Annotated in this window: 18 protein-coding genes and 1 tRNA gene; 5 read left to right on the top strand and 14 right to left on the bottom strand. The window is 59.7% G+C overall.

The features are described from left to right. Positions 1–135: 135 nt before the first annotated feature. Positions 136–1,677, bottom strand: a complete 1,542-nt coding sequence (locus MEB48_RS18835) for an alkaline phosphatase D family protein (protein ID WP_237885475.1) — start codon at positions 1,675–1,677, stop codon at positions 136–138. A gap of 328 nt (positions 1,678–2,005) precedes the next feature. Here MEB48_RS18835 and MEB48_RS18830 point away from each other — a divergent pair, with 328 nt between their 5' ends. Further along, the gene (locus MEB48_RS18830) at positions 2,006–3,328 is read left to right on the top strand and encodes an S-type pyocin domain-containing protein (RefSeq protein WP_237885474.1); all 1,323 of its coding nucleotides are present in this window, start codon (positions 2,006–2,008) and stop codon (positions 3,326–3,328) included. A 7-nt stretch (positions 3,329–3,335) separates the two neighbouring features. Then, entirely contained in the window at positions 3,336–3,599 is a 264-nt protein-coding gene (locus tag MEB48_RS18825) for a bacteriocin immunity protein (RefSeq protein ID WP_237885473.1), read from the top strand. Positions 3,600–3,755: 156 nt separating this feature from the next. On the opposite strand, the gene MEB48_RS18820 is transcribed toward MEB48_RS18825, so the two are convergent. The 3 genes from MEB48_RS18820 to ptsP are packed head-to-tail and all read right to left on the bottom strand — an operon-like array spanning position 3,756 to position 9,309. Further along, entirely contained in the window at positions 3,756–5,495 is a 1,740-nt protein-coding gene (locus MEB48_RS18820; protein ID WP_237885472.1) for a PTS fructose-like transporter subunit IIB, read from the bottom strand. A gap of 11 nt (positions 5,496–5,506) precedes the next feature. Beyond that, positions 5,507–6,448 (bottom strand): 1-phosphofructokinase, encoded by a 942-nt coding sequence (pfkB, locus tag MEB48_RS18815; protein WP_237885471.1) that lies wholly within the window; start codon positions 6,446–6,448, stop codon positions 5,507–5,509. Beyond that, a complete protein-coding gene (gene ptsP / locus MEB48_RS18810; protein ID WP_237885470.1) occupies positions 6,448–9,309 on the bottom strand; it encodes a phosphoenolpyruvate--protein phosphotransferase in 2,862 nt (953 codons plus the stop codon). Before ptsP ends, pfkB begins: the two co-directional genes overlap by 1 nt. 301 nt (positions 9,310–9,610) lie before the next feature. Between ptsP and cra the strand changes: the two genes are divergently transcribed. Together cra and MEB48_RS18800 are read left to right on the top strand one after the other, a co-directional pair. Next, positions 9,611–10,606 (top strand): catabolite repressor/activator, encoded by a 996-nt coding sequence (gene cra / locus MEB48_RS18805; RefSeq protein ID WP_237885469.1) that lies wholly within the window; start codon positions 9,611–9,613, stop codon positions 10,604–10,606. 3 nt (positions 10,607–10,609) lie between these two features. Beyond that, positions 10,610–11,386, top strand: a complete 777-nt coding sequence (locus tag MEB48_RS18800; RefSeq protein ID WP_237885468.1) for a TatD family hydrolase — start codon at positions 10,610–10,612, stop codon at positions 11,384–11,386. Positions 11,387–11,515: 129 nt separating this feature from the next. Here the strand turns inward: MEB48_RS18800 and MEB48_RS29450 are convergent, their stop codons facing one another. From MEB48_RS29450 to MEB48_RS18780, 4 genes are all read right to left on the bottom strand, one after another. After that, positions 11,516–12,220 carry a methyl-accepting chemotaxis protein gene (locus MEB48_RS29450; RefSeq protein WP_442969108.1) on the bottom strand — a complete coding sequence of 235 codons (705 nt, stop codon included), beginning with the start codon at positions 12,218–12,220 and terminating at the stop codon, positions 11,516–11,518. A 1,803-nt stretch (positions 12,221–14,023) separates the two neighbouring features. Further along, positions 14,024–14,860 carry a regulatory signaling modulator protein AmpE gene (ampE, locus tag MEB48_RS18790; protein WP_237885466.1) on the bottom strand — a complete coding sequence of 279 codons (837 nt, stop codon included), beginning with the start codon at positions 14,858–14,860 and terminating at the stop codon, positions 14,024–14,026. A 2-nt stretch (positions 14,861–14,862) separates the two neighbouring features. After that, positions 14,863–15,432: a 1,6-anhydro-N-acetylmuramyl-L-alanine amidase AmpD gene (gene ampD / locus MEB48_RS18785; protein ID WP_237885465.1), complete on the bottom strand. Its 570-nt coding sequence runs from the start codon at positions 15,430–15,432 to the stop codon at positions 14,863–14,865. A gap of 64 nt (positions 15,433–15,496) precedes the next feature. After that, the gene (locus tag MEB48_RS18780) at positions 15,497–17,704 is read right to left on the bottom strand and encodes a DUF1631 domain-containing protein (RefSeq protein WP_237885464.1); all 2,208 of its coding nucleotides are present in this window, start codon (positions 17,702–17,704) and stop codon (positions 15,497–15,499) included. Between the two features lie 342 nt (positions 17,705–18,046). Between MEB48_RS18780 and nadC the strand changes: the two genes are divergently transcribed. Beyond that, positions 18,047–18,895 (top strand): carboxylating nicotinate-nucleotide diphosphorylase, encoded by an 849-nt coding sequence (nadC, locus tag MEB48_RS18775; protein WP_237885463.1) that lies wholly within the window; start codon positions 18,047–18,049, stop codon positions 18,893–18,895. Positions 18,896–19,009: 114 nt separating this feature from the next. Here the strand turns inward: nadC and MEB48_RS18770 are convergent, their stop codons facing one another. The 6 genes from MEB48_RS18770 to rbfA form a co-directional block, all read right to left on the bottom strand. Further along, complete coding sequence (locus MEB48_RS18770) at positions 19,010–19,315, bottom strand: DUF6388 family protein (protein ID WP_052965653.1); 306 nt, start codon at positions 19,313–19,315, stop codon at positions 19,010–19,012. Positions 19,316–19,449: 134 nt separating this feature from the next. After that, positions 19,450–19,525 (bottom strand) — tRNA-Thr (locus MEB48_RS18765). A 138-nt stretch (positions 19,526–19,663) separates the two neighbouring features. Next, on the bottom strand, positions 19,664–21,769 hold the full coding sequence (gene pnp, locus MEB48_RS18760) for a polyribonucleotide nucleotidyltransferase (protein ID WP_095055170.1): 2,106 nt from the start codon (positions 21,767–21,769) through the stop codon (positions 19,664–19,666). 195 nt (positions 21,770–21,964) lie between these two features. Then, positions 21,965–22,234: a 30S ribosomal protein S15 gene (gene rpsO, locus MEB48_RS18755; RefSeq protein ID WP_003197723.1), complete on the bottom strand. Its 270-nt coding sequence runs from the start codon at positions 22,232–22,234 to the stop codon at positions 21,965–21,967. A gap of 142 nt (positions 22,235–22,376) precedes the next feature. Beyond that, positions 22,377–23,294, bottom strand: coding sequence for a tRNA pseudouridine(55) synthase TruB (gene truB / locus MEB48_RS18750; protein WP_095055171.1), 918 nt, complete (start codon positions 23,292–23,294; stop codon positions 22,377–22,379). A gap of 3 nt (positions 23,295–23,297) precedes the next feature. Next, positions 23,298–23,699, bottom strand: a complete 402-nt coding sequence (gene rbfA / locus MEB48_RS18745) for a 30S ribosome-binding factor RbfA (RefSeq protein ID WP_123355979.1) — start codon at positions 23,697–23,699, stop codon at positions 23,298–23,300. Between the last annotated feature and the right edge of the window lie 52 nt (positions 23,700–23,751).

Here is a 23,751-nt window from a genome sequence, read left to right as displayed (position 1 = left end):
CACACGTGACTGTTCTGATCGTTCCCACGCTCCGCGTGGGAATGCAGCCCGGGACGCTCCGCGTCCCTTTCAAGCCGAACGCGGAGCGTCCGTTGAGGCATTCCCACGCAGAGCGTGGGAACGATCATGCAGCCCTTAAACCGGCTGCAACTTACGCTCAAACACCCCCACCCCATCCAGATCCCGCAGCACGACGCTCATCTCCCCCGTTTGCCCATCTATGTTCACTTCACCAAAAAACTGAAACCCGGCAAACGGCGAGGTGTTCTGCGCCGCCGGTGCCTTCTGGAACACCACTTCGGGGCCGAAGGTTTTATCCAGCGCATTAGGCCCGAAGCTCCCCGCATTCAGCGGACCCGCAACAAACTCCCAGAACGGTTCGAAGTCCTGAAACGCCGCGCGGTCCGGGTGGTAATGGTGCGCGGCGCAGTAATGCACATCCGCCGTGAGGAAGACAAAATTACGCACCTGCTGCGCCCGCAGAAAACCGAGCAATTCAGCGATTTCCACTTCACGGCCCTGAGCCGGGCCCGGATCACCATTGGCCACCGCTTCCCACCGCGCCACACCGGGACTGACTTCACCATCCGGCACGCCGAGGCCGATGGGCATGTCGGTGGCGATGACTTTCCATTGGGCCTGGGAGCCTTTCAATTCACGCTTGAGCCAGTCCAATTGCTCTCGACCGAGAAACGCTTTGGCGGCACCGAGGTTGTCGTCGTTGGCTTCGCGATAACTGCGCATGTCGAGCACGAACACATCCAGCATCGGCCCGTAATTGAGCTTGCGATAAATCCGTCCGCCAGCGTCTGCACTCTGCAAGCGCATCGGCGCATATTCCAGCCAGGCTTGGCGCGCCCGGTCCACCAGGCTGTGGATATCTTTGCTCTTGTAGCGCTCATCCAGTTGCTTGCCCGGCGACCAGTTGTTCACCACTTCGTGGTCGTCCCACTGCCAGATTTGCGGGACTTCGGCGTTGAAGCGGCGGACATTTTCGTCCATCAGGTTGTAGCGATAATTGCCGCGATAGTCGTCAAGGGTTTCGGCGACTTTGCTCTTGGCTTCGCTGGTGAGGTTGCGCCACACGCGGCCGCTCTCTGTGGTGAGCTGCGCAGGTACGGGACCGTCGGCGTAGATGGTGTCGCCGCTGTGGATAAAAAAGTCCGGCAGGCGCAGACGCATGGCTTCGTAGATGCGCATGCCACCAATGTCCGGGTTGATGCCGAAGCCTTGGCCGACCGTGTCACCGCTCCAGACGAACCGAATATTCCGCACGACGGTTGGCGCGCTGCGCAGATGGCCGAACCAGGGTTCACTGGCGACACCACTCTGGGCGTCTTCGAAAGTCACGCGGTAGAAAATCGCCTGATCGGCGGGCAGCCCGGTGAGTTCGACCCGAGCGGTGAAGTCGGTGCGGGCATCGGCCAGTGGCGAGACGAACCGACGAGGATTACTGAACAGACTACGCGTGTCCCATTCCACCACCATCCGCGCCGCGCGGTCGCTACGGCTCCAGATCATCGCCCGGTCGCCCAGCAAATCGCCGGACTGCACGCCATCGGTGAGTTGTGGCCGATCCTTGACCGAAGCGATCACCGCCGGCGCCAGACCTGGCAACAGCAGCCCGGCGCCAACGGCTTGCATGACCCGACGGCGACCGAGGTCGAATTCGCTCATGGTGTTCTCCCTGAAAAAGGAAAACTTAAGCATGGCCATGTGAATCAGGCATGACAGATCCTTTGTAGGAGCGAGGCTTGCCCGCGAAGAGGCCATAACACTCAATATCAATGTTGAATGAAAAAACGCCTTCGCGGGCAAGCCTCGCTCCTACAGGGATGGGTGGCTATGCAGACGGATCGAGCAGCCGAACCAGCGCCATTGCTCATCGTCCTCCAGTAACAACATGAAATAGGAAATTTCAGCGCCGCTTTTGGGAAACGTCCTAACGCCAGCCTCTGAGCCTTTCAGTAGGTTCGAGGTGAACCCAGACGAACAAGAAGCGCTCATGAAAAAGCTCGGTTTCCCGGACACTCCGGATTTTCTGCCCGCCCCAAGGCAACAACCCACCCAGGCACAGATACAAGCCTTCCAGGACGCCGGCGCAGCGGTAGCCGCCATTAATCGCAAGCATGAACTGGAGGCCAACGCCCGTTGGGAGGCGCATCAGAAAAAACAACAGGACGCCCTCAACGCTCAGCCCGATTTGCAGGGTTGCGTGTTCGCCAAGAGCTGCAACCTCCCTGACGGCATCATCAATCACAGCCACCCGAGCGGATTTGTCCCCGTAGAGAAATTGGCCGACTACGGATTATGGGCCGTGCTCGACACCGGTGCGCCGATCACAGCCGCCGGGGTCCCCCTGAAACTGGTGAGAGGCTCAGCCACGGCCGGCGCCATCGCCCAACGACTCGGCGGCTCGCTTGCACTCGGTCTGCTTTCAGGCTCCACGGCCGTGGCAGCCGGCGCAGCGCTCGGGACCGTGGCACTCCTGATGCCCAATACCCGCCTTTCCGCCGACAGCGCCTTCTACAAGAAAGAACAGTACACAGAACTGAATACCGGGCGAACCCGTGTGCGCCTCAACGTGAAGACCTTGCCGGACGGCTCCGTCAGCGCTTACGGCTTCTACACCGGCGGGAAAACAGACTGGGAATTTGTCCCGGTCATCAAGGCCACCCAGAAAGGCGAGCAGTTTGTCGCCGACCTCGGCAACGGCATCGGCCTGATCTGGACGCCTGCGGCGAACCCCGACGATATACCACGCATCCCGGCCCTCGAAGGCGCCCCGCCACTGCCGACGATATGGGTGTACCCGCCCACCGAACATGCCAACAAGGCGCTGGTGAACCCGGAGCATCCGCCGGATTATCAGGACGCGATCATCTGGTTTCCTGCGGATACGGGGCTTGAGCCGATCTATATCGTGCTCAATGCCCGGTTTGAACCCGGCGGGGTGACGGGGGTGGGCGAGGATGTGTCGGGGGTTTGGCTTGCTGGGGCTGGTACTGGGTTAGGTGCCCCCATTCCAACGCGGATTGCGGATGTACTACGAGGGCGCGAATTTAAAAACTTCAACCAATTCAGAACTGCGTTCTGGACAGCGATAGGGAATAACCCGGAGCTTTTCAGCCAATTTAATGAAGACGCTCAAGACCGCTTAATGTCAGGCAATGCCCCTGCCGTTCGTGATAGAGACGCTGTAGGAAACCGAGGTACTTTCGAGATTCACCACGTCGAGCGAATTGCCGATGGTGGCGCCGTCTATGACGTAGATAACTTGCGAGTGAACACCCCTAAGAACCATATCAATCAGCACAGGACGAAATAGGCACATCATGGCAAACATTTCCGATTACACCGAGGCAGAGTTCATTAGCTTCGTTGAAAAGATACGTGCCACCAACAGAGGGGGATCAGACGAAGAGCTTGGTGAGTTGCTCACGCAATTCAGGAAGCTCACCGGCCATCCGGATGGCACTGATCTGATGTTCTATCCGGAACCCGGTCAAGACAATTCCGCCGAGGGCGTTACACGGACTGTAAAGGAATGGCGTTCAACTCAGGGCCTGCCAGGTTTCAGAACTGATCCTGAAAACTGAAGCCGTCCCCATGACCAAACGACGTCGCCGGCCTGGTTCGATATCGGGGAGACATTAAAAAGATCGCAGCCGTCAACAACTCCAGATTCGATGTACGCCGCAATATCGCGGTCGAACACAATCCTGGGAGCTGCCGAAGGCTGCGATCTTTTGCTTTTAAGCCTTGACCGGCTCCAGCACCAATTCCACCGTCTCAGGCCGTTTGAGCACCGAATACGTCACCGCCGTCAGCAAACTCCCGGCCACGATCGCCAGCAGATACAACAGTGCATGGTTGATCGCGTTCGGAATCAGCATCACGAACAACCCACCGTGCGGCGCCATGAGTTTGCAGCCGAAATACATCGACAACGCGCCGGTCAGCGCACCGCCGGCGATGCTCGCCGGAATCACTCGCAGCGGGTCTTTCGCCGCAAACGGAATCGCCCCTTCGGAGATAAAGCACAGCCCCAATACCAGCGCCGCTTTACCGGCCTCGCGTTCAGTCTGGGCAAACTTGCGCCGGGCAATGAACGTGGCGATGCCCAGGCCAATCGGCGGCACCATGCCGGCGGCCATGGTCGCGGCCATCGGCGCATAACTTTGCGACGCCAGCAGCCCCACCGAAAACGCGTAAGCCGCCTTGTTGATCGGCCCGCCGAGGTCGACGCACATCATGCCGCCCAACAATACACCGAGCAGTATGGCGTTGGTGGTGCCCATGCTGTCGAGGAAGTGCGTGAGCCCTGCGAGCATCCCGGCCACCGGTTTGCCGACCACGTAGATCATCACCAGACCGGTGAACAGGCTCGCCAGCAACGGAATGATCAGGATCGGTTTCAGTGCCTCAAGACTTTGCGGCAAGCGCGCATAGCGGTTGATCGCCTGGGCCGCATAGCCGGCGATGAAACCGGCAATGATCCCGCCGATGAAACCGGCGCCCAGGGTGCTCGCCAGCAAACCACCGATCATCCCCGGCGCCAAGCCCGGGCGGTCAGCGATCGAGTAGGCGATGTACCCCGCCAGCAGTGGCACCATCAGCTTGAACGCGGTATCGCCGCCGATCTGCATCAGCGCCGCCGCGAGCGTGCCTTCCTCCTTGAACGCGGTGATGCCGAACACGAAGGACAAGGCGATCATCAGACCGCCCGCCACCACCATCGGCAACATGTACGACACCCCGGTCAGCAGGTGTTTGTAGAGGCCGGTCTTCTCTTGTTTGGCCGGACCTTTGGCGCCGGTCGAAGCGCTTTCCTGCTTGCCTTCGGCCAGGGCTTTGTTCAGCGTCGCTTCGGCCTGTTTCAGCGCGATGCCGGTGCCACAGCGGTAGATTTTCTTGCCGGCGAAACGCTCGGTGGCGACGTCGATGTCTGCCGCCAGCAGCACCACGTCAGCATCGGCAATCGCCTCTGCGCTGAGTGGATTGCGTGCGCCGACCGAGCCCTGGGTTTCCACTTGCAAGTCGTAACCCAGGCGTTTGGCCGCTTGCTGCAAAGCTTCGGCGGCCATGAAGGTATGGGCGACGCCGGTCGGGCATGCGGTGACGGCCACCAGGCGCGGTGCATTTTTAACCACCGCAGCAGGCTCGGCGGTGGCTTCGGGCGCGACGTAAACCTCGGCCTCCTCCACCCCGCGACGTAGCAGCGCTTCGACATCTTGCAGGGCCTGGGCCGGGGTGCTCTGGAACACGCGTTTGCCGACGAACCGTGACATATCCACTGGCCCGCTGGTGACCAGCAATACCCACTCGGCGGCCTCGAGGGTCGCAGACGACAGTTGGCGTTCCGGATGGGCCGCATCAACGACTTCGACACTGGTGCTCCAGCCCTGACGCTGGGCGGCTGCATCAAGCAGACGAGCACACAGCACACTGGTGACCATGCCGTTCGGGCAGGCCGTAACAATGGCTAACTTCATGTCAAACCCTCTTATTGTTCTGTCAGGGGGCGCACGCGCACGCCCTGTTCAAGCTGCGTCAGTTGCGCGGCATCGCCGATACCAAAACCGATCTGGGTGACGGCCATGGCGGCAATCGCGGTAGCGGTGCGCAAGGTTTGTTCGGGCGTATCGGCGCTGAGCAACCCGTGCAGCATGCCCGCCAGCAACGAATCCCCCGCACCGACGGTGCTGACCACGCTGACCTTCGGCGGCGTAGCGTGCATGGCCGAGCCGACACTGAACCAGTTCACTCCGTCGGCACCATGGGAAATCACCACATGCTCGATGCCATGGGCATGCAAGCGGCTCGCTGCTTCGGCTTGGGCGGTCACGGAAACCACCTCGCAATCCAGCGCCTCAGCCAGTTCTTCGGTATTGGGTTTGATCAACCATGGGCCGGCCGTCAGACCTGCGCGCAAGGCTTCACCGCTGGTGTCGAGCGCCACTTTCAAACCGCGCTTTTTCAAGCGCTGGATCAACTCGCGCAACCACTGAGGATTCACACCACGGGGCAAACTACCGGCGACGACGACCGCGTCATGCCCTGGAGCAATCTGGTCGAGACGATCGAGCAAAGCCTGCTGCGCCGCTTCACTGACCCTCGGCCCCGGACCGTTGAGATCGGTGATGCGCCCATCGCTTTCCGCCAGTTTGATATTGCTGCGGGTTTCGCCAGGGACGCGGACGAATGCGTCGGTAAAACCGCGTTTGGCGAACAGGGTTTCGAACGCCTGAAGGTTGTCTTCCCCGAGAAAACCGCTGACGGTCAACTGATGACCGAGGTCGGCCAGCACCTGGGCCACGTTCACTCCTTTACCAGCGGCGTGGGTGTGCATTTCGTCGCTGCGGTTGACCTGACCGGGTATCAGATGCGGCAACTGAACGGTGAGGTCCAGCGCCGGGTTAAGGGTCAGGGTTAAGATCTTGGCCATTACAGGGCCTCCACTAATGCGCGGACTTCGTTCGCGCTGCCCACAGCCAGGGCTTGTTGGGCAAGGATTTGAGCCTGAGTCAGGCTGAGTTCACGAATGCGCGCCTTGACCTCGGCAATGCTGCGGCCCGACACGCTCAACTCATCCACACCCAGGCCCACCAGCACCGGCACCGCCAGCGGATCGGCTGCCAGTTCACCGCACACGCCGACCCACTTGCCATGAGCATGAGCCGCACGCACGGTGATATCGATCAGTTGCAGCACCGCTGGATGCAAGCCGTCAGCCTGGGCCGACAAGGTAGGATGACCACGGTCGATGGCCAGGGTGTATTGCGTCAGGTCGTTGGTGCCGACGCTGAAAAAGTCCACCTCTTTGGCCAGCACCGGCGCCAGCAAGGCGGCCGACGGTACTTCGATCATGATCCCCAGTTGCAGATCGGCCACCGGAATTTCCTGGCGCAGACGTTCGGTCATGTCCCGCGCCTGACGCCACTCATCGACGCTGCCGACCATCGGGAACATGATCCGCAACGGACGGTTGTCAGCCGCACGCAACAAGGCGCGCAACTGCGCTTCCATGACCTGCGGGCGTTGCAGGGTCAAGCGAATGCCACGTACGCCGAGGAACGGGTTTTCTTCTTTCGCGATCGGCCAGTACGGCAGCGGTTTGTCACCACCGACGTCAAGGGTGCGCACCACCAGCGGTCGACCGGCCAGGCCATCGAGTACGCGACGGTATTCGACTTCCTGAGTCGCCTCGTCCGGCGCTTGCGGGTGGGCCATGAAGATCAGTTCGGTGCGCAGCAGGCCAATGCCTTCGGCGCCCTGCTCCACCGCACTGGTGACGCCGGCGCTTTCACCGATGTTGGCGAACACTTCTACCGCGTGACCATCGGTGGTCAGCGCCGGTTGATGGCGTTGTTCAGCGGCGGCTTTCAAGCGAAGTTCGCGGGTGTCGCGCTCTTCGGTGGCGCGCTGCAAGGTAGCGGCATCGGCGTCCACGTGCAGGCGACCGCGTTGGCCATCGATCAACAGCGGTGTGCCCGGTTTCAGCAGCAACACGGCGGCACCGGCGCCCACCAGCGCCGGAATACCGAGGGCGCGGGCGACGATGGCACTGTGGGCCGTGGCACCACCGCGAGCGGTGAGGATGCCGGCGACGCGTGTCGGATCGAGACGCGCCACGTCGGACGGACCGACTTCGTCCATCACCAAAATATACGGTTGCGCGGGCTCGGCCGGTGTTTCGACGCCACTCAATTGCGCCAGCACCCGACGGCCAATATCGCGCAAGTCAGCGGCACGCTCGGCGAGCAAGGCGTCCTGTAGCGATTCCTGTTGTTTGGCGGCCGCTTCAATCACTGCCATCCATGCCGCTTCGGCGCTTTCGCCTTGCTTGAGGCGGGTGTCGACTTCATCGGTCAGTTCCGGGTCGTCGAGCATTTCCTGATGGGTGATGAAAATCTCGCGAATCGCCTTGGCCTTGCTGCGCTCGATCAGGCCTTCGATGTCGCGACGCACATCCGCCAGCGCTTGCTTGAGACGTTCACGCTCGACGGCGGCAGACTCACCGCGCAGCGGGTAATCAATGACTTGCAGCACTTGAATATGCGCCGGGCCGATGGCAATCCCCGGTGCGGCGGCAATCGCCTGGATCAGGCTGCCGGACGTTGGCGCGAGCAGCACTTCGACGACTTCGGCGAGCACTTCGCGCTGTTGGCTCACGACCGGCAGTGGCTCGACTTCCTCACCGAGGCCTTCTTCGATGGCCGCCAACAAGGCTGGCAAGGCATCGGCGGCGATGGTCGGTTCGGCGATGAATTCCAGCACCTGACCGCGACGGGCGCCAAGGCTGAGCAGTTTGCTCAAACTCTTCACCGACACCGCGTTGTCATGGCCATCGACAATGCGCACGCGGATTTCGCCTTCAAAGCTTTTCGCCAGTTGCGCGAGGATCTTCGCCGGGCGCGCATGCAAACCGTGGGCATTGGCCAGGGCAATGCGTACGTTCGGCCAATCCGCCGGCACTTCACCGCCGAGGACTTCCAGCACCGCGCGACTGCTGGTGGCACGGCCCAATTCATGACCCCGGCCTTCGATCAGCAACGCGCAAAGGCGTTCGAGCAGCGCCTGATGGGCCTCACCGAGGCTGGCCAGGCAGAACAGACCGCTCAACGGCTGACCGAGGTAGCGCATGGGTTTGTCCGGGGTGACGAAGGCCAGGCCCGGACGCTTCACCGTTTGTTCGCTGTGCAGCCACCACAGGCCATCGCCCAGGGGCAGCGCTTCGACCTGCTGTAAAACGCCGGCAAAACCATTGCTCACGCAATCGGCCTGCCGCAGCAAACGGGCACCGCGCCAGACCAGTTCTTCGAAGTCATCGGCGGAAACGCTGAGGCCGATCATCTGTGCGTCCAGCGCCAGTTCTTGCGGCGCGCCTTGCAGCAGTTTCAGCAAGGCTTCGGCGGAACTGGCGCGGCGCAGAGCCTGGCCCAGATCGGTTTCACCGAGGGCGCGGGTCAGCAGTTGCAGCAGGCGCAGGTGTTCATCGGATTTGGCGGCGATACCAATCGCCAGATAAACGATCTGGCCATCGCCCCAGTCCACGCCGTCAGGAAACTGCATCAGCCGCACGCCAGTAGCGAACACCTGATCGCGGGTTTCCGGGGTACCGTGGGGGATGGCGATACCTTGGCCAAGAAAGGTCGAGCCCTGTGCTTCCCGGGCCTGCAAGCCCGCAAGGTAGCCATCGGCCACCAGACCATCGATCACGAGTCGGTCAGCGAGCAATTGCAAGGCGGTGGCTTTATCCACAGCCGACTGGCCCATGGATATCTGCTCTATGGTGAGCTCGAGCATGCTTTCTCCTTTTTGGCGCCGTGTGACGCCAGGTATTGTTTTGATTGATTCAGCTTAGGCGTTTGGAAACACCTTTTCAGGAGGCCATTTTGGCGGTTTCGAGGCAGAACCTTCCAAAGCGACCTGTAACGTAGAAAATACGCCTGCTGAAACGTTTAATCTAGAATGTTAGGCACGTTACTCGATAATGTCTCATCCTTGAAGCCCAATTGTCGGACGAGCTGCGACAATGGTCACCTGCCTGAATCGGGTAGCATTGGCGAAATGTCGCAACACGCTTAAAAAAACAAGGAATACCGGGTTGAAACTCAGTGATATTGCACAGTTGGCCGGCGTCTCCGTGACCACCGCCAGTTATGTCATCAACGGCAAGGCCGAACAGCAACGCATCAGCAGCGCCACTGTCGAGCGCGTGCGTGCGGTGGTCGAACAACATGGTTTCACACCCAACCCCCAGGCCGCCGGGCTGCGCAGTCGGCATACCCGCACGCTGGGGTTCATTCTGCCGGACCTGGAAAACCCCAGTTACGCGCGAATCGCCAAACTGCTGGAACAAGGCGCCCGGGCTCGCGGCTATCAGCTGCTGATCGCCAGTTCCGACGATGCGCCAGACAGCGAACGGCAATTGCTGCAACTGTTCCGCGCCCGACGCTGCGATGCGCTGATCGTCGCCAGTTGCCTGCCGGCCGGCGACGACAGTTATCGCCAGTTGCAGGCCAAAGGCATTCCGATCATCGCCATCGACCGGGTGATGGAGCCTGAGCACTTCTGCTCGGTAATCAGTGACGACCGCGAAGCCAGCCTGCACTTGACCCGCAGCCTGCTGGATCCGCTGCCCAAACAGATCGTATTGATCGGTGCCCGTCCCGAGCTAAGTATCAGTCAGGAACGGGCGGCGGGCTTCAAGGAAGCGCTGAACGGTTTCAAAGGCGAGGCGCTGATCGAACACGGTGAATCGTTCAGCCGTGAGTGCGGCAAACAATTGATGGAAGAGTTGCTTCAGCGCCTGGGTCATTTGCCGGATGCGCTGGTGACCACGTCCTACGTGCTGCTTCAGGGCGTGTTCGATGCCTTGCACGACTTCCCGCTGAAAACCCGCCCGCTGCGCCTGGGTACTTTTGGTGATACGCAGTTGCTGGACTTCCTGCCGTTGCCGGTCAATGCCATGTCCCAGCAGCATCAGTTAATCGCCGACAAGGCTTTGCAACTGGCGCTGGCGGCGATTGAACAGGCCGATTACCAACCCGGCGTGCAGGCCATCGCGCGGACCTTCAAGCAGCGAATCAATCAGGACTGAACCGTGGAACTGATCGACACCCACACTCATCTGGATTTTCCGGATTTCGACGTAGATCGTCAGGCGCTGCTGACCGAGAGCCGCGCCCTCGGCGTGCGACGAATGGTGGTGCTGGGGGTTTATCAGGCCAATTGGCAGCGGGTCTGGGATCTGGTGCAGAGCGATCCCGATCTGCACGCGGCGTTCGGTTTGCACCCGGTGTACCTGGATGACCATCGCCCTGCGGATTTGATCGAACTCGGTGACTGGCTGACGCGCCTGGCGGGCCATCGGCAGCTATGCGCGGTGGGCGAGATCGGTCTGGATTACTTCATCGAAACCCTGGATCGTGAACGCCAGCAAGCGCTGTTCGACGCCCAACTGCAACTGGCGGCGGACTTCAATCTGCCGGCTCTGATTCATGTGCGACGCAGCCATGCAGCGGTGATTGCCACGCTCAAACGATTTCGCTTGAAGCGCGCGGGGATCATTCATGCCTTCGCCGGCAGCCAGGAAGAGGCGCGCGAATACATCAAGCTCGGTTTCAAACTCGGCCTCGGCGGCGCCGCAACCTGGCCGCAGGCCCTGCGCATGCACCGTGTGATCGCCGGTTTACCCCTTGAATCGGTGGTACTGGAAACCGATTCACCGGACATGGCACCCGCCATGTTTCCCGGCGAACGCAATAGCCCGGCTCATTTGCCGGCAATCTGCGCGGCACTGGCCGCCCTCATGGCGATCAGCCCCGAGCGACTGGCTGCTGCCAGCACTGCCAATGCGTGTGAGTTGTTCAACTGGTAGTCAGTCGCCACACACATCCCTTGTGGGAGCGGGCTTGCTCGCGAAGAGTCCGTCACATTCAAAATTGATGTGCCTGATAGACCGCTTTCGCGAGCAAGCCCGCTCCCACATTAGATCTGCTGCGTGGCATCAAACCCGGAACGCGCTGATCAATTGTTTGAGTTCCACTACCTGCGCCGACAACGCACGACTGGCATTTTCAGTCTGGTGCGCGCCTTCGGCAGTGCGCTCACCGGCGCGGTTGATCTCGACGATGTTCTGGTCGATGTCGTGGGTCACGGCGGTCTGCTGCTCTACCGCGGCGGCGATTTGCTGGTTCTGGTCGACGATCATGCCGACGGCGCCGAGGATGTTTTCCAGCGCCTGCTGGACCTTTTCCGATTGCCCGACCGTGCCGTTGGCCATCTGATGGCTGCTGCCCATCGCCTTGACCGCCGCACCGACACCGCTGTGCAGCTTGGCAATCATCTGCTCGATTTCTTCGGTCGATTGCTGGGTACGTTTGGCCAGGGTCCGGACCTCGTCCGCCACCACCGCAAAACCACGGCCCTGCTCGCCCGCACGCGCGGCTTCGATGGCCGCGTTGAGGGCCAGCAGGTTGGTCTGTTCGGCGATGCTTTTGATCACTTCCAGCACACGACTGATGGATTGGCTGTCGCTGGCCAGTTGATTGATCACCCGCGCCGACTGATCGATCTCACTGGCCAGTGCAGCGATGCTGCCCTGCTGGGACTCCACCAGCCCGCGCCCGCTAATGGTCTCGTCGTTGACGCTGTGGGCGCTGCTGACGGCCGCCGCGGCACTGCGCGCCACCTCCAGAGAAGTCGCTGACATCTGGTTCATCGCTGTGGCGACCTGCTCGATCTGGGTACGCTGCCCCGCCACCGCCTGATTGCTCTGGGCAGACACGTTTTCGACCTGGCCGGCCTGGCGCTCGACCTCACTGACGGTCTGGCCCACCCGCTCGATCAGATCATGGATTTTCTTCACGGTGCCGGTGAATACCTCGCCCAACTCGCCCAGTTCATCGCGGCTGTTGGCGCTGAAGGTCACGGTCATGTCGCCGGCCGCCACCTTATCCATCACCGCGCCAAGACGCTTGAGGGTGGTGCGGGTCGAGGCATAGAAACCGCCGTAGAGGTAAAAAATCAGCACAAACACCAGCGCCAGCGCCACTGCCTGCAGGATCATGTGAGTGCGGTGCTGCTCCAGCCGCTGCTGCAACTGGGTACCGAGAAACTTCAGGGTGGCTTCATTGAGTTGGTAGGTCTGATCGATCAGGCCCGTAACCTGATCGTAAAAGGTCTGCCACGGAGCATCGAGGGTGTCAGCCATCACTACTTGCTCTTCGAACAATTCACTGGCCTTTTTCAGCGAGGCCTTACTGCGTTCGGCCTGAGCAGCCAGGGTTTCGTGCGCCGCTTTACTGGAGCCCAGAGCATCCTGCAATTTCAGGCCGTATTCGGCCTGAAGCTTTTCGATCTGCGCCAGCAACTCATCGAAACGGGTGCTCGATGCCGAATTGAGAAAGCCCTGCCCCAACGAGTAAGAACCCATCGCCCGGCCTTCGCCGAGCGTCTGGGTGACGGCTGGCGTGACGTTGGTAATAAGCTCGCTCAGCTGACGCATGTCGCTCTGGCTGTCGCGGCTCAAGCCTGCCTGACTGGTGATGATCTGGCTGAAAATCTGCGCGTTGCCGAGCAACTTGCCGATCAGCGCACTTTTGCTTTGCAGGGAATTTTCTGCTTGCTGAGCCTTGAACGCGGCAATCATTTCATCGCGCTTGCCATCGAAAAAGGTGATTTGTTCCGGGTCAGTGGTCATCGCCGCCAGCCCTTGCAAACGGCTCAGAACACTTTGCTCCAGGGCGCTGATAGTCGATTCGACATTGCCGGCCTTGCCGGACTGGCCGAGGGTGACATTGATCTGCACCAGGTTGTTGAGGGTTTCCAGATCCCGGCGCAGGCTCAGGCCGCTGCCCAGCAGATCGAGGCTCTGCAGCTCGACCCGAGTGCCCTGGAATTCGCGGTAGGAGTCGCGCACCAGATAGAAGTTGGTCACCAGCATCGGCACGAGGAATAGCACGCTGATCAGGCTGAACTTCATACCGAAGCTCAAGCGGTTCATCAGCGCGACGGCGGGATAGAGCAAGCTCTTCACTGTGAAGTCTCCCTTTGAATTCTTATTTTTATGGCAGGCGCGCTGAGACAGCAGATAGCCACTATTGGCGCTATCTCTGTATAGCCTAAATCGGCGGAGGGTTTTGTAACTTAAGGTTAACGACGGGGTGCCTTTTCTTCAGGCAGAAGATGCTTCAGGCAAGTGATATCCCTGTGGCGAGGGGGCTTGCCCTAATGCCAGTCAGTTAAGCGAAATTCCTGTAGGAGCGAGCTTGCTCGCGAAGACGGCAGTACAGTCAATATTGATGTCGCCTGATATACCGTTTTCGCGAGCAAGCTCGCTCCTACAGTGTTCCGAGCCTTAACTGACTGGCATTAGGGCTTGCCTCGTTCGGCTGCGAAGCAGTCGTAAATCCGGACAATGCTATCTGTCTGAAAAGGCGCAGGGGGGTCGCTTCGCGCCCCAGCGGGAGTAAGCTCCCTCGCCACAATGAGATTCACTTCAGATGTATCGTGGTTATGACAAAACAGTCCACAACGCGAACCCGGCATACCAAAGCACTGCCGCGCGCAGCAGCAGTTCCCAGATCCGATCCAGGCTGTTGATACCGTCCGGTCCGACCATCGGTGCCGGAATTTCACCCGCCACCAACCCGATCTTCTCGATCAGTTGGGCGGCGCTGATGTTCCAGTTCAGCAGCTCGTGCAGCATCACCCGGCTGACCGCGACAAAGTTGCCGACCAGCGCGAAGCTCGCTGCCAGCAGCCGCACCGGCACCCAATCGAACGCATGACGCAGCTGTGCCGCTCGCTCGACCACGGCCGGGTTCTGCCCGTGCTCCTCGGCCAGCGCCAGCAATCGATAGCTCAGGGCCGCGACAGGGCCCAGCAAGAAGTACCAGAAGATCACGGCGAAAAAGCTCTGGTACGCCTGCCACAGCAGATGTGCCTGGACTCGTTCCAGCAATTGCTCGCCGCTGTCAGCGCAAATATTCAGGTCACGTTTGGCCACATGGGCGGCGGCTTGCAGGTCTTCCCGGCGCCAGGCATCGCGAAACGACCCGAGGTCGGCCAGCAGATCACCACGGCCCAAACTGTAAATCACCACCAGCAGGTGCACCGGTAACGCCAGCAATCCGTAAGCCACCGGGTCCAGCACCACCAACAGCAAACCCAGCAGCGCCACCGGCAACAACACCAGCACCACCAGTATCAGCCACGGACGGTTTGTCATACGCGGGTTGGCTTCAAGCTTGTTCAGCTCACGCACCCAACCGCCATCACGTTGAACCCGATGACGCAGGGCTGAGAACTTCTCGATCCATACCGCCAACAGCAGCACCAGAAAACTCATTGTTACTCCTTTTTTTCCAGAGCAGCATTTGCCAGAGCCGCGCGATAGCGTGTCCAGTCAAATGCCGGTCCCGGATCAGTCTTGCGCCCGGGTGCGATGTCGCTATGCCCGCAGATGCGTTGCGCGGTGATGCCTGTGAAGGCGCTTTGCAGCTGTCGTGTCAGTACCGTCAACGCTTGATATTGGGCGTCGGTGAACGGCAGATCATCCGTGCCTTCGAGTTCGATGCCCACGGAAAAATCGTTACAGGTTTCCCGTCCTTCGAAACACGAGACGCCAGCGTGCCAGGCGCGCTCAAGACAAGAGACAAACTGAGTGACGGTGCCGTCACGTTCGATCAAAAAGTGTGCAGACACCCGCAGGTCGGCGATTCCTGCAAAGTAGGGATGTTCCGTGACATCCAGACGATTCTGAAAAAATTCCTGCACCTTGCCGGTCAGAAACTGCGCGGGCGGCAGACTGATGTTGTGAATCACCAGCAGGGAAATTTCGCCCTCGGGGCGCGCATTGAAGTTGGGCGAGGGGCATATGCGCACACCCTGACACCAACCGCTCGCGGGGTCCAACTGCATACAGGTTCCTTCAACGACGACTGTGTTGGTACCCAGTATGCCGCGATAGACCCTTGGCGCGCGATCACTTGCCGCGATTGAGACGCCGCAGGTTGCCCAGCACCGACTCCAGCGCCCGGTCGAACAGCAAGGTGTCGTCCAGCGTTCGCACCGCGCCACGCCGGAACTGCAGGGCCAGCCCGGTACGGCTGTGCTCCAGCACTTTCATCCCGGTACGGTTGACGAAGATGTACTTGCCGGTGGTTTCAATGATCGCCGCCAGCTTGCAGCGCAGCGTGTTTTCCTCGTCTTCCTGAAACTCGACCCAGCAGCCCGGGTGCAGTTGATCGACTTGAAGCAGTGCGACATCGCCCGCCGGCAAACGCACCGAGGGCTTCTCGACCGGGCCTTCATCCGCGGTGCGAAGCACGATTTCCTGCTGCACCTGGACCATCATCGGTCCGCCAACAAGCGTACTGTTCTGGCCCGGGCGTTCGAACTGCTGAACGTGCAAAACTTCCAGCTCGCTGAAAAACTCGCCGGTGGCGAACGGGTCGAATGCCGAGCTGTTCAACCCATCGCGCAACGACTTGAGCAACCCCGGCACCAGTGCCAACAAGCACAGGCTTGCACCGGGTTCGTCATGACGCTGCACGCTCCAGATCAATTGTTCCATGGTCTGCACATCGGCATGCCATTCGGCGGACTGATCACCGTGCTTGAGGCCGGTCAACAACAGCACTTTGCTCCAGGCCTCCTGGACAAACGCCACCACGCAGTGCGGCAACACCTTGCCCACCAACGCCTGATTCAGTGCCTGCTCGACGCGCTGACGCGCCAGTTCAGTCCTTGCGCGGCCTTCTTCGGCGTCACGGGTGCGCTGCTCGAGTAATTCGCTACGACGGCGCTCGTCACTGGTGAAGGCGAGAAAATCCGCCAACAATTCAGAAAAGATCGCAGGATCATCGACAAAATCGTTTAACAAGCGCTGCACCACTTGCTCGATGTGCAGGTACAGGCTGTCGCGCTCATGGTCATCGCACTCGCCCCAGCCCATGGCCGCAGCGGCAATTTCGTTGAGCAAACGCCGGGCCGGATGGCTGTTGCGGCTGAAAAAGCTCTTGTCGAGCACCGCTACTTTCAGCATCGGGATCTGCAAACGGCCGATCAACGCCTTGAGGGAGTCCGGCAGGTTGCGGTCATCGAGGATGAATTCGAAGAGCATGGCAATCAGGTTGATCACGTCTTCGTCGGCCACCCCCACTACGCGTGATCTGCCGCTTTTGACGCTGACCCGGGTCAGCAGTAGTTCGAGCTGGTTACGCAGATCGAAGTCGTCCTGAACCGCCAGCGCCGGCACATATTGTTGCAAGTGCGAGAGCAGGCGCAGCAGGTCGCGGGTGGAAATGGGCTGAGTCTGGGCACTGACTTCCAGGGTCGGCGCAACGCTGCCACGCACATGGAGCAGCAATTCCTGCAATGCGGCGAAGACCTCCTGTACGCCATCGTCGATCTGAGGATTGCCCGTCAGTACGCCTGTCTCGTCGGGAGAACCACGAACACACGCCGCCGCCCGATCGGTGGCGCGTCGCGCCGGTGCGGGTGTAAGGTCCGGCAGCACGCCGGTAGCAATCAGCAATTGATTGGCTTCGGTGTACAGCTGATCAGCATTGCTGAGCACATAACGCTCGAACAGTTTAAGGATGATCAGCTTGACCTTGATCTCCATGCCTAGGTTGCGCCCGGCCTGCAAGAAATACTCGCAGAGCAGCGTTGGCCCCAAGGGGTTGTGCTGTTCGACCAGCGTCTTGCTCAGCAGTGTGCTGAGTCGAGCGGTGAGCTGGTCGAGGGCGAAACCGTCGCGATTCAGCACTTTGCCGACCATGGCCTCCACCGCCACGTTGCGCTCCATGTCGTCATTAGGCATCGACGCGCAGGCATCGAAAGCAAATGCCCGGGGCAAGGCCGCTTGGGAAATGTCGTACTGCGCAAGGCTGACGAAGGCCTCGAAGAATTGCTCGAGAAATCCGCGTTCGATGCTTTTACGCTTGAGGCGCAAATCGCGCATGGCCTCGAAGAAGATGTTTTGCTCGACATTATTTCGGGCCCGGTCAGCCATTTCGAACAGCGTGTCGTCGGCGTTATCGAACAGCTCCTGCAAACCTTGCTTGAGCTGTTGAGCGGCCTTGTCGCGAACCTGAAGCAGAATCACGGGCAGGCGGGCGAGCGGCGAGTGAGTCGCCTGGTCGGTAGATGCCCTGTGCAAAGGCACTACATTCCCGTCGTTGTGCATCCAGGCCTCCTGAGACGGTGATGCTTCGATTCGGCAAGAAAGCTGAACGCGCAGACTCCACAGCCGGCGCTCAACAGTGACAGTCGTCACCGTTGTCATTCGGAATCCAGAATTACGTCAAAGCCATGACGTCAAATACAAGGCGGATTATCTGCAAAAGACCTTCCTTGTACCAGCGGACTCTGCGCTCCCCGGGAAACTAATTGAGAAACGCCCTCTAGCACTGATTGCTCGCGCGAATCGACCAAATGCAGGTTTGCGAACAAGGGAATGGCCGTTGATACCTTGGGTTGCCTCGCAGCATGGCCCTATAATCGGGCCACTTTGTTTGTGGAGCCCGTTATGCCGAATCTACGTCTCGCCGATTTGACCGCCGAAATCGAAGCCAACGTGCGCCGTGCGTTGCTCGAGGACATCGGCAGCGGCGACATCACCGCGCAACTGATCCCGGCCGAACGCCTGGCCAAAGCCACCATCATTACCCGCGATGCGGCTGTCATTGCTGGCACCGCTTGGGTCGATGCGGTTTTCCGGCAATTGGACCCGCGGGTTGCCGTTCATTGGCAGGTGCGCGATGGCGAACGGGTGAAACCCAATCAGGTGCTATTCCATCTCGAAGGCCCGGCGCGCTCGCTGCTGACAGGTGAGCGCAGTGCACTGAATTTTCTGCAAATGCTTTCCGGCGTGGCCACTCGCGCGCAGTATTTGGCCGACTTCGTCGCCGAGACCCAGGTGAAATTGCTCGACACCCGCAAAACCCTGCCGGGATTGCGCCTGGCCCAGAAATACGCCGTAACCTGCGGCGGTTGTCACAATCACCGCATCGGCCTGTATGACGCCTTCCTGATCAAGGAAAACCATATCGCCGCCTGCGGTGGCATTCCTGAGGCTATCAACGCCGCGCACAAGATCGCCCCGGGCAAACCGGTGGAGATTGAAGTGGAGAACCTGGCGGAGTTGAAAGAAGCCCTGGCGGCGGGTGCCGACATCATCATGCTTGATGAACTGAGCCTGGACGACATGCGTGAAGCCGTGCGGTTGAACGCCGGCAAGGCAAAACTGGAGGCCAGCGGCGGTATCAACGAAAGCACGTTGCTGCCAATCGCCGAAACCGGGGTGGATTATATTTCGATTGGTGCGATGACCAAGGATGTGAAGGCGGTAGACCTGTCGATGCGTTTAAGCCTCTGATCAAGAAAACGCCCGATTCAAATGTGGGAGCGGGCTTGCTCGCGAAGGGGGCGTGTCAGTCGACGTAAATGTCGCCTGACTCACCGCTTTCGCGAGCAAGCCCGCTCCCACAGGTCAGACCACCAGATTATTCATCTCGCAATACTCTTCCCACTCGACGCCCAATACCTCGGCCGCCTCCTTGTGCAGCGCCAGGCGCGCGGCCTCGAACTCTTCCGGGGTGGTCGTGTACTTGAGCGTCAGCTCCCAAGGCTGCAAGCCCTGAGCCTCTGCCTCATCCTCGAACGCCCACTGAATCTGGTCTTTCTGATCATCGGCTGGCAAGTCCTTGATCTCTTCGGCTAGCTGGGGCGACTCAAGCAGGTACTTTTTGAGGGCTTCTTCGTGTCTGGCTTCTTGGGTCAATTCTTTAACGGTCATGGCGTTCTCTCTGATCTGGGGAATGGAAGATGGATCTGGATCATCAAGGATCTCTCTGACGCAAAAAAACCGTTTGAAGCCCGGTTTGTCTGGCCTTCAGAACCATTCGGGATCATCTGAAAACAAAGTGTCGCTGGTGCCCGAGACAGGAATCGAACCTGCGACCTTCGCGTTACGAGTGCGCTGCTCTACCGACTGAGCTACACGGGCGGTGGGCTAAACCTAGCACCGACTTCAGGGTCAGGCAACTTCGCGACGCGTCTCAATTTTTCGCAGGCAAAAAAATACCCCGCAGCGTTCACTGCGGGGCATTTCTACAACGTTGAAGCGGTCAGGCGAAGGGGGTGATTAAACGCCCGAAGCCTTGGCTGCTGCTACGTCTTTGATGGACAGCTTGATACGGCCGCGGTTGTCCACGTCCAGTACCAGCACTTCCACTTCCTGGCCTTCTTTCAGGATGTCGGTCACTTTCTCGACGCGAGCATCGCTCAGCATGGAGATGTGAACCAGACCGTCCTTGCCCGGCAGGATGTTGACGAATGCGCCGAAGTCGACGATGCGCTCAACTTTACCAACGTAGATCTTGCCGATCTCGGCTTCAGCGGTGATGCCCAGAACGCGCTGACGTGCCGCTTCAGCCGCTTCCTTGGTTTCGCCGAAGATCTTGATCGAACCGTCGTCTTCGATGTCGATCGAAGCCTTGGTTTCTTCACAGATCGCACGAATGGTCGCGCCGCCTTTACCGATGACATCACGGATTTTGTCGGTGTCGATTTTCATCGCGATCATGGTCGGAGCGTTTTCCGACAGCTCGGTACGCGACTGGCCAATGATCTGGTTCATCTGACCGAGGATATTCAGGCGCGCTTCCAGGGCTTGGCCCAGAGCGATTTCCATGATTTCTTCGGTGATGCCCTTGATCTTGATGTCCATCTGCAGCGCGGTAACACCTTTGGCGGTACCGGCTACTTTGAAGTCCATGTCGCCCAAGTGATCTTCGTCGCCCAGGATGTCGGTCAGAACAGCGAATTTCTCGCCTTCTTTAACCAGACCCATGGCGATACCGGCAACCGGTGCCTTCATCGGAACGCCGGCATCCATCAGCGCCAGGGAAGCGCCGCAGACCGAAGCCATGGAGCTCGAACCGTTGGACTCGGTGATTTCCGACACCACACGAATGGTGTACGGGAACACGTCGGCAGCAGGCAGCATGGCCTGAACCGAACGACGGGCCAGACGGCCGTGACCGATTTCGCGACGACCGGCGCCACCCATGCGACCACACTCACCTACCGAGAACGGAGGGAAGTTGTAGTGCAGCATGAACGGGTCTTTTTTCTCGCCTTCCAGGGTGTCCAGCAGCTGTGCGTCACGGGCAGTACCCAGAGTCGCGACTACCAGGGCCTGGGTTTCGCCACGGGTGAACAGTGCCGAACCGTGGGTCTTCGGCAGAACGCCGACTTCGATGTTCAGCGGACGTACGGTCTTGGTGTCGCGACCGTCGATACGTGGCTTGCCGTTAACGATGTTTTCGCGAACGGTGCGGTATTCGATTTCACCGAAAGCCGCTTTGACTTCAGCGGAAGTCGGCTGACCTTCTGCACCGGACAGGTTGGCAACCACCAGGTCTTTCAGCTCACCCAGGCGAGCGTAACGGTCTGCCTTGATGGTGATGGTGTAAGCCTGGGAGATCGCTTCGCCGAACTCGGCACGGATAGCGCCCAGCAGTGCGGTGGCTTCTGGCTGAGGAGCCCAGGTCCAGGTTGGCTTGGCAGCTTCAGCGGCCAGTTCCTTGACGGCGTTGATCACCACCTGGAACTCGTCGTGAGCAAACAGTACAGCGCCCAGCATCTGGTCTTCGGTCAGCTCTTTGGCTTCCGACTCAACCATCAACACGGCTTCCGAAGTACCGGCAACGACCATGTCCAGGCTCGAAGCTTTCAGTTGTTCGTAAGTCGGGTTCAGCAGGTAACCGGTGCTTTCATGGAACGCAACGCGGGCAGCGCCGATCGGGCCATCGAAAGGAATACCGGAGATGGCCAGGGCAGCCGAGGTACCGATCATCGCAGCGATGTCCGGATCGGTCTTTTTGCTGGTGGAAACGACGGTGCAGACAACCTGCACTTCGTTCATGAAGCCTTCTGGGAACAGCGGACGGATCGGACGGTCGATCAGTCGGGAAGTCAGGGTTTCTTTCTCGGAAGGACGGCCTTCACGCTTGAAGAAACCGCCAGGGATCTTACCGGCAGCGTAAGTCTTTTCCTGGTAGTGAACGGACAGAGGGAAGAAGCCTTTGCCTGGATCGGCTTGCTTGGCACCGACAACGGTCACCAATACGCTGACGTCGTCGTCAACGGTGACCAATACTGCGCCGGAGGCCTGACGGGCGATACGGCCAGTCTCGAGGGTAACGGTCGACTGACCGAACTGGAATTTTTTGATTACCGGGTTCACGGTGTCCTACCTTCTTTTGTGGCTCTTGGGGAACTTGTCTTCTTGCGAAATTCTTGGGCAATGTCGGGAATCGGCCCAACGCCTGTCCAGGGTAAAACGTATATCCAGATAAAACTTGAGGCTGGGAGCCTGCCATGCGCCAGCGGGAAACCCACTGACGCACGACAGACAACCAACCTCTAGCGCAATCGCTTATTAGCGACGCAGACCCAGGCGAGCGATCAGAGCGCTGTAACGGCTCACGTCCTTGCCTTTCAGGTAGTCCAGCAGCTTACGACGCTGGTTTACCATGCGGATCAGACCACGACGGGAGTGGTGATCTTTACCGTTGGCCTTGAAGTGACCTTGCAGTTTGTTGATGTTGTGGGTCAGCAGTGCAACTTGCACTTCTGGCGAACCAGTGTCACCAACAGCTTGCTGGTAGTCAGCTACGATTTGAGCTTTTTCTTGAACGTCGAGAGCCATGAGGCAATCCTTTTATCAGGAAACTGTTTCAGAGAAACAGCTTCAACAGGCCAGGGACAAATCCCTGTATCTATAAATGAGTAGTGACCGTGCCTGTTAACAGCCACACTCGCCGGCCTGCTGTTACACAGGCCGGTTCCGGTCATTCTGACCGAATCAGTCGACGCGGCGCGATGCGCCCGTCTTCGCTCACTTCACCGATACCGATGAAGCGACCGTTGTGATCCTGTACCCGTACCATGCCGAACTTCGGTGCATCCGGGGCGCGTACCGGTTGGCCGTTAAGCCAGTAGAACGCGCTGTGCTCCGAGAACTGCAACAGTGGCCAGTCCAGCAGGCCGCTGTCCGATGGCATCAGGAAGCGGTCGACCGCTTCGTTGCCGCCTTCGGCATGTACCGCTTCAAGCTCTTCCAGAGTGACGGTCTGTGCAAGCGTGAAAGGCCCGGCCTGGGTACGTCGCAATTCAGCCACGTAAGCGCCACAACCGAGTTGCTCACCGATATCCTCCACCAGGGTACGGATATAGGTGCCTTTGCTGCAATCCACCGCAAGCCGCGCAGTATCACCCTCAAAGGCCAGTAATTCCAAGCGCGCAATAGTAACAGAACGCGGTTCGCGCTCCACTACTTCGCCTGCACGGGCCAGCTTGTACAGCGGCTGCCCATCACGCTTGAGCGCCGAGTACATCGGCGGTATCTGACTGATTTGCCCACGAAATTTCGGCAGCACAGCTTCGATATCGGCGCGACCAACGGTCACCGGACGCTCCAGCAAAACTTCACCTTCGGCATCGGCCGTGGTGGTGGTCTTGCCCAGTTGCGCCAGGGTTTCATAAGCCTTGTCGGAATCGAGCAGGTATTGCGAGAACTTGGTGGCTTCGCCGAAGCACAACGGCAGCACGCCAGTGGCCAGTGGATCGAGACTGCCGGTGTGCCCGGCCTTCTCGGCATTGAGCAACCAGCGGACCTTCTGCAACGCCGCGTTGGAGGTGAACCCCAACGGCTTGTCGAGCAGGATGATGCCGCTGACGTTACGACGGATACGTTTGACCTGAGCCACCGATTACTCCTTGGCGTCTTCGGGTTCAGCCGCTACCGGGTGCTGATTGTCTTCAGCCACCGCACGCTCGATCAGGGCCGACAGGTGCGCGCCACGCACGACGCTTTCGTCGTAATGGAAGTGCAACTGCGGAACGCTGCGCAACTTCATTTCGCGAGCCAACTGCATACGCAGGAAACCGGCGGCTGCGTTGAGCACCTTGATGCTTTGCGCGATATCTTCAGCGCTGTCCTGCCCCATCACGGTGATGAAGATCTTGGCGTGACCGACGTCACGGCTGACTTCAACAGCGGTAATGGTGACCAAACCGACGCGCGGGTCTTTGACTTCACGACGGATCAGCTGTGCCAGCTCACGCTGCATCTGATCGCCGATACGTTGGGTACGGCTGTATTCTTTTGCCATGTCTTGTTACCTGTTACTGCCCCACGGTGAAACCCGAGGGGTCTGAAAGCGG

The sequence above is a fragment of the Pseudomonas sp. PGPR40 genome (assembly GCF_022014505.1).
Lineage (GTDB): Bacteria > Pseudomonadota > Gammaproteobacteria > Pseudomonadales > Pseudomonadaceae > Aquipseudomonas.
Note: the sequence above shows the minus strand (reverse complement) of the source record. Positions and strands in the feature narration are given on the sequence as shown.